This window comes from Hydrocoleum sp. CS-953 (genome assembly GCF_002260545.1).
GTDB lineage: Bacteria > Cyanobacteriota > Cyanobacteriia > Cyanobacteriales > Microcoleaceae > Trichodesmium.
The window spans coordinates 1-5,042 of the sequence record NZ_LGSU01000849.1 but is presented as its reverse complement, the minus strand read 5'-3'; the positions used below and the strand labels follow the sequence as shown (position 1 = coordinate 5,042).

The window sequence follows — 5,042 nt, the reverse complement described above, 5'->3', positions numbered from 1 at the left end:
ATTCAGCGTTACGACTGCTACAGGAATTGGTTTTGACAATAATAATTTCTGGTTTAAAGCAATGGGAACTAATGACTACTCAAATTTAGAAAAAAACTCCGAAAACTATTTTATCATTAAACTGATTGAGTATAATTCCTTTTTGCCTTTTTGCTTTCTTCTTCAAACAAATAAATTTCGGGATTGAAACCAATAAAGTGTATAATCTATGGTGCTAATGCCAAATACTGGCCACCAGATTAATCCCATGCTTCCTCAATTTCAAATAGATACAAATTTTGACCTACCTACCTATTTAGCAGAGCAAAAAGCTCTAGTTGAAAAAGCTCTTGACAATTCTATCAGTATAGTCTACCCAGAAAAAATTTATGAGGCAATGCGCTATTCCCTACTAGCAGGTGGTAAGCGCTTACGTCCAATTCTTTGTTTGGCTACCTGTGAATTAGCAGGTGGAAATATAGAAATGGCAATGCCCACTGCCTGTGCATTAGAGATGATCCACACCATGTCCTTAATACATGATGATTTGCCTGCAATGGATAATGATGATTATCGCCGAGGTAAGTTGACAAATCATAAAGTTTATGGTGAAGATATCGCAATTCTGGCAGGGGATGGTTTATTAGCTTATGCTTTTGAATTTGTGGCTACTCAAACTAAAAATGTACTACCACAACAAGTTCTTGAAGTCATTGCTCGGTTGGGAAAAGCAGTTGGAGCAGCAGGTTTAGTTGGAGGCCAAGTAGTGGACTTAGCTTCCGAGGGTCTCTCACAAGTATCTGAAAAAACCCTACATTTTATCCATACTCATAAAACAGGCGCTCTTTTAGAAGCTAGTGTAGTATGTGGTGCTATACTTGCCAGTGCTTCGGAAATTAATTTACAGAAACTTTCCCGATATGCTCAAAATATTGGTTTGGCTTTTCAAATAGTTGATGATATTCTCGATATTACTGCTACAACAGAAGAACTAGGGAAAACAGCAGGAAAGGATCTTGAGGCTCAAAAGGCAACCTATCCAGCAATTTGGGGATTAGAAAAATCTCGGTGTCAAGCTCAAATACTTGTTCAGAATGCCAAGGCAGAGTTAGAAGTTTTTGGAGAAAAGGCATTGCCACTAATAGCTTTAGCAGATTTTATTATCAGCCGCACTAACTAGGGGGATAACATGGAGAATATTGGTGAAATAATGGATAACCATGTTCTATGGGTTGCTCTCCTAGCTTGTCTCATGGCTCAATTTTTCAAGATAGTGGTAGAGTTAGTTCAACATCACAAGGTTAATTTACAAGCTTTATTCACAAGTGGGGGAATGCCTAGTGCCCATTCTGCATTTGTAGCAGCATTGGCAGTAGGAGTAGGTCAGACAAAAGGTTGGGGTAGTCCAGAGTTTGCCCTAGCTTTAGTTTTTGCGATTATTGTGATGTATGATGCNCATGGCTCAATTTTTCAAGATAGTGGTAGAGTTAGTTCAACATCACAAGGTTAATTTACAAGCTTTATTCACAAGTGGGGGAATGCCTAGTGCCCATTCTGCATTTGTAGCAGCATTGGCAGTAGGAGTAGGTCAGACAAAAGGTTGGGGTAGTCCAGAGTTTGCCCTAGCTTTAGTTTTTGCGATTATTGTGATGTATGATGCAGCAGGAGTTCGTCAAGCAGCAGGATTACAAGCTCGAATTCTTAATCAGATTATAGATGAATTATTCCAGGAAGACCATCATCTTAATCAAGATCGTCTCAAAGAGTTGTTAGGTCATACTCCTGTACAGGTAATAGTAGGTTTTTGTCTAGGAGTAGCTGTATCTTGGGTTGCGAGTTTTGCTTATACTTAATTAATTTTATCGAAAATATGCTATATCTCACTTTTATTCATTAATTATTGCTCTGCTGATTAAATATCAAAGCATTTACAGANCTGTATCTTGGGTTGCGAGTTTTGCTTATACTTAATTAATTTTATCGAAAATATGCTATATCTCACTTTTATTCATTAATTATTGCTCTGCTGATTAAATATCAAAGCATTTACAGATCAAGGTAAGTTCCTTTTTAGGTCTGGAAAAAGTATCTATTTTTCAGCTATTTATGCTCAAAATTATTAATAATTAATTATTAATTATTAAACCCTAGTCCCTATTTTCTAATTTAACTCTAGGACTAATTAATGTCACCCTACTACTATCTACAACAAAAGCTAAAAATCCACGATCGCTTAAGTTGAACATACTATTTGTAGCAGTTTTACGTCCTCTTGTATAGGTTACTAATAAAAAAGGTTTTTGCCCATAAGCAGCTAAACCGACATTACGCCCTAAACTTCTTTCCAACTGTAAAGCGATTTCTGGTTGATTATTATAATCTACTAAAACAGCATAACCACTACCTAAAGGTTGAGGATTAAAACCTATTTCTGGAGGAGCTGGTAAAGGTCCATCAGGTTCTGTCTCCTCACTCGGTCTAACTACATAGGCACGCAACCCCACGATATCTTGAATATATCTTGCCCAATCACTCGCCACATCTTGGTCATCAAAACCTCGGATACTACTAACAGTCTGGTCAATGTAGCGACAGACATCTATTGTAATATCTGGTGGCAGACTGCGACGAACTATCTCTTGATTTCCAGGTGTTTCTGTAATTATGACTAATAAGTATTCATCACTGCCAGGAGATTGACAATCTTCAATTGCTATAGCATATTTTTCCTCAATTGTCAAAAATGACAATAATAAAAAAGTTGAGGCCATCAAAGTTTTTAGCCTCCCCAACCAAGGTTTATTCAGTTGCAGTTGAGTATTAGTCATTTCAGTTATCAGTTATCAGTTATCAGTTATCAGTTATTAGTATTTCCTATAGAAGTAGGAAGCTTAAATACTGAAGTTTCTTTTTTTTCAACCACAAAATGTTTAAGTACCATGAACTGAACTGTCTGGTCAGAAGAGTTGCCTGTTGATTTTTCTGCAATAGTCAACCTACAACATTCAGCACTTACGCTGTCCCAATCAAGAAACCGGGTTTACTGCCCTAATATTTTTGTTAACACCACGAAATTTCGTTCATAAACCCGGTTTCTGAGTCAGTCCTAACATTAACCTTTTGCAGTTCTAGGAACCGAAAACCTGGAACTTTTCAGTCGCTAAAACTTATGGATGCTGGTATAAATTATTAGACAAGACTCAATCTCCCGACCCTTCCCCACATTCTACTTTTTTCAGCCACCCCTAATTAAGAATCTTTTGTAGAAGCAGGTGCTAGAGAAACTAAATTTTCAGGAATAGTGTCTGAAGGTGCTTGAAATTCTCCTGTAATTACAGACTCTAAGCGTAATTTCAACCAAGTAATAAATTGAGGATTAGTAGAAATAATCGCTGCTGCAGGTTGAGGACATTTTTCTTTGATGCTAACCAGTTCAGGAGCTTCTAAAAAAGCAGGTGGAGAAACTAACCAGAAATCTATTTCCTTTTCCTTCTCGTGATAATCTCTGGTGCGCTCCCTCAAGACTTCTTCTAGGGGTTCTTCCTCCATTAAAAATTTTTGACTAGCTAAGACGTAATAGTAAGTTTGCATTTCCATCAATAAAGTTAGTAATTAGAACTGACCATTTATGGCCAGTTTCATTTCACGGACAGCTCGTTCCATACCCACGAGTACCGCCCTAGAAATAATTGTATGACCAATGTTGAGTTCTTCCATACCTTCTAGACAAGCAACTGGATAAACATTCCAATAAGTGAGGCCATGTCCAGCATTGACCCGAAGACCAGCAGCGATCGCTATTTTGCACCCATCTGCCAAAACAGTCAATTCTTTGTGGCGTGTGGCCTCATCCTCAGCTTCAGCATAACATCCCGTATGGAGTTCAATAAACTTGGCCTTAATTTCGGCAGAANTTCTTCCATACCTTCTAGACAAGCAACTGGATAAACATTCCAATAAGTGAGGCCATGTCCAGCATTGACCCGAAGACCAGCAGCGATCGCTATTTTGCACCCATCTGCCAAAACAGTCAATTCTTTGTGGCGTGTGGCCTCATCCTCAGCTTCAGCATAACATCCCGTATGGAGTTCAATAAACTTGGCCTTAATTTCGGCAGAAGCTTCTATCTGAGCTTTTTCTGCATCAATAAACATACTTACAGGAATACCCGCTCCTTGTAATTGGGCTACAACTTCCCTCATCCGGGGAAGATTTCCTGCCACATCCAAACCCCCTTCAGTAGTGACTTCTTCCCGGCGTTCTGGTACAAGAGTAATATAGTCCGGTTTAATTTCCAAAGCGATCGCCACCATTTCCTCAGTAGGGGCCATTTCTAGATTCAAATGAGTCCGCACGGTTTGTCGGAGAATACGGACATCTCGTTCTTGAATATGGCGACGGTCTTCCCGCAGATGGACAGTAATACCATCAGCACCAGCTAGTTCAGCTAAAACTGCTGCTGCTACTGGGTCAGGTTCTACAGTTTGTCGCGCTTGTCTAATTGTGGCAACGTGGTCGATGTTGACACCAAGAGTGGGCAATTTTTTTCTCCTAAAAAGGTTAAATTAATTTTGCACAGGTACTTAATTATATTATCAGTCTAAACCTCAAAGCTTTCTGAAATTATCAAAATTACAGAAACTGAGGCAGTTTGTGGACAATTCAATAAGTTCTAATTTATAAACTTTGAGTATTAAGTTTTCCTCTTGTTTAGTTTTATAAGCTATTGTGCATTTAAACGACTTATTCTTGTGTGGCTGATTAACAGGAAATAGCTAACGGCTGGATAATGACAAATTCAATAATTGATAATTGATAATTACCTCTCCCTAAAACGGATTGGATTGAAGAAAAGGAAAATAAATTCATTGTTTCTCCTTGATCATGAGAGGCTTTAAACCTTAATTATTCGGTAAAATCATACTTTTATTCAGCAACGCCTAGAAATCTATAACTTTTACCTACAGCACTTTTTAGATTCAGGACTTAGGCAAAATATCAAGTTATACACCATCTGCAGGGGTGGGTTTTATAGCGCTGTGCTCCGGGAACAGGCACTATTG

The 5,042-nt window shown here is 38.3% G+C and carries 6 protein-coding genes and 2 pseudogenes; 4 read left to right on the top strand and 4 right to left on the bottom strand.

Annotation, left to right across the window (positions count from 1 at the left end):
* From AFK68_RS38610 to AFK68_RS10985, 4 genes and pseudogenes are all read left to right on the top strand, one after another.
* A partial coding sequence (locus AFK68_RS38610; RefSeq protein ID WP_210407347.1) for a hypothetical protein occupies positions 1 to 187 on the top strand: 187 nt, incomplete at its 5' end.
* Positions 188 to 217: 30 nt separating this feature from the next.
* On the top strand, positions 218 to 1,159 hold the full coding sequence (crtE, locus tag AFK68_RS10995; protein WP_246844118.1) for a geranylgeranyl diphosphate synthase CrtE: 942 nt from the start codon (positions 218 to 220) through the stop codon (positions 1,157 to 1,159).
* Positions 1,160 to 1,168: 9 nt separating this feature from the next.
* A pseudogene (locus AFK68_RS44790) lies at positions 1,169 to 1,434 on the top strand (divergent PAP2 family protein); the annotation flags it as partial.
* Between the two features lies 1 nt (position 1,435).
* Positions 1,436 to 1,832, top strand: a 397-nt coding sequence (locus AFK68_RS10985) for a divergent PAP2 family protein (protein WP_143437774.1), incomplete at its 5' end; no start/stop codon positions are given.
* 294 nt (positions 1,833 to 2,126) lie between these two features.
* Here the strand turns inward: AFK68_RS10985 and AFK68_RS10980 are convergent.
* The 4 genes and pseudogenes from AFK68_RS10980 to AFK68_RS10965 form a co-directional block, all read right to left on the bottom strand.
* Complete coding sequence (locus AFK68_RS10980) at positions 2,127 to 2,807, bottom strand: hypothetical protein (protein ID WP_246844117.1); 681 nt, start codon at positions 2,805 to 2,807, stop codon at positions 2,127 to 2,129.
* A gap of 421 nt (positions 2,808 to 3,228) precedes the next feature.
* Positions 3,229 to 3,570 (bottom strand): MgPME-cyclase complex family protein, encoded by a 342-nt coding sequence (locus tag AFK68_RS10975; protein WP_094672740.1) that lies wholly within the window; start codon positions 3,568 to 3,570, stop codon positions 3,229 to 3,231.
* A 21-nt stretch (positions 3,571 to 3,591) separates the two neighbouring features.
* A pseudogene (locus AFK68_RS10970) lies at positions 3,592 to 3,892 on the bottom strand (pyridoxine 5'-phosphate synthase); the annotation flags it as partial.
* 1 nt (position 3,893) lies between these two features.
* Positions 3,894 to 4,520, bottom strand: a 627-nt coding sequence (locus AFK68_RS10965; protein WP_143437775.1) for a pyridoxine 5'-phosphate synthase, incomplete at its 3' end; no start/stop codon positions are given.
* Positions 4,521 to 5,042: the final 522 nt, after the last annotated feature.